We start from the raw sequence: 1194 nt of genomic DNA on the forward strand, positions 1-1194 counted from the left end.
CCCACGTACGTCCAGTACGAGGGCTTCCGGCCGGCACGCCGAGAGCACGCACCAAACGCCGCTCCTCAACGGGCAAACGTCGCCTGCCGCGGCACTAGCGGCTCAGCCGCCCGAACCTGCGTACCGCCAGTGGGAAGAACACCGCCAGCAGGGCCAGCGGCCACACCGCCGCCTGCCAGATGTACCCGGACTCCGTCCCGGGTACGCCGAGCAGGTCCCGTACGGCCGTGACCGTGTGGGACATGGGGTTCCACTCGACGACCGTGCCCAGCCAGCCGGGCATCGAGCCGGGGGCGGCGAGGGCGTTGGACAGGAAGCCGACCGGCCAGACCAGGATCTGCACGGCCTGGACCATCTCCGGCCTTCCCGCCACCAGGGCCAGGTGGATGCCGATCCAGAGCATGGCGAACCGGAACAGGAGCAGCAGGCCCATCGCCCCGAGGAGGGCCGTCGGGCCGCCGCCGGGACGCCAGCCGAGCGCGGCGCCGACGCCGATGAGCACGACCAGGGCCAGCGCCGACTGGAGCATGTCGGCGGCCGAACGGCCCACCAGCACCGCCCCGTTGGCCATGGGCATCGAGCGGAAGCGGTCGATCACGCCCTTGTTGAGGTCCTGCGTGACCGCGAGCATCGTGCCCTCCAGGCCGAAGGCCATGGTGAGCGCGAGCATGCCGGGGATCAGGTAGTCGCGGTACTCGCCGCTCACCCCCCGGCCGCCGCCGACCAGGTAGCCGAACATCAGCAGCAGCATCACCGGGAAGACCAGGTTGACGACGAGCTGGACGGGCTGCCGCCCCCAGCGGGCGAGTTCCCGGCGGGTCATGGTCCAGGAGTCGGTCAGGGCGTAGGCGCTCACGCGGCCTCCTTCACTCGGCGGTCGTCTCCGGTGAGGTGCAGGAACACCTCGTCCAGCGTCGGGCGGCGCAGCACGACGTCCTCCGCCTCGATCCCGGCCTCCTGAAGGGCCCGTACGACCCCGGAGAGCGCCTCCATGCGGTCGGTCACCGGAGCGCTCAGCAACCGGCGGTCGGCGTCGACGCTGACCCTGGTGAGGGGCAACAGGGCGGCGGCGGACCCTAGTTGGCCGACGTGCCGCAGGATCACGTCGATACGGTCGCCGCCGGTCTCGGCCTTCAGCTCGTCCGCCGTGCCCTCGGCGATGACCCGGCCGGCGTCGACGACCGAGATGCGGTC

General features: G+C 71.8%; 2 protein-coding genes. Both read right to left on the reverse strand.

The genetic code is table 11. From position 1 onward, the window contains the following. Positions 1-94 precede the first annotated feature (94 nt). Positions 95-856: an ABC transporter permease gene (locus tag ABZ281_RS50015; protein ID WP_356665552.1), complete on the reverse strand. Its 762-nt coding sequence runs from the start codon at positions 854-856 to the stop codon at positions 95-97. Further along, positions 853-1194, reverse strand: a 342-nt coding sequence (locus ABZ281_RS50020) for a DUF4162 domain-containing protein (protein ID WP_356665554.1), incomplete at its 5' end; no start/stop codon positions are given. The genes ABZ281_RS50015 and ABZ281_RS50020, both read right to left, overlap by 4 nt.

Origin of the sequence: Streptomyces sp. NPDC006265, from assembly GCF_040613555.1 — a bacterium.
Classification (GTDB): domain Bacteria; phylum Actinomycetota; class Actinomycetes; order Streptomycetales; family Streptomycetaceae; genus Streptomyces.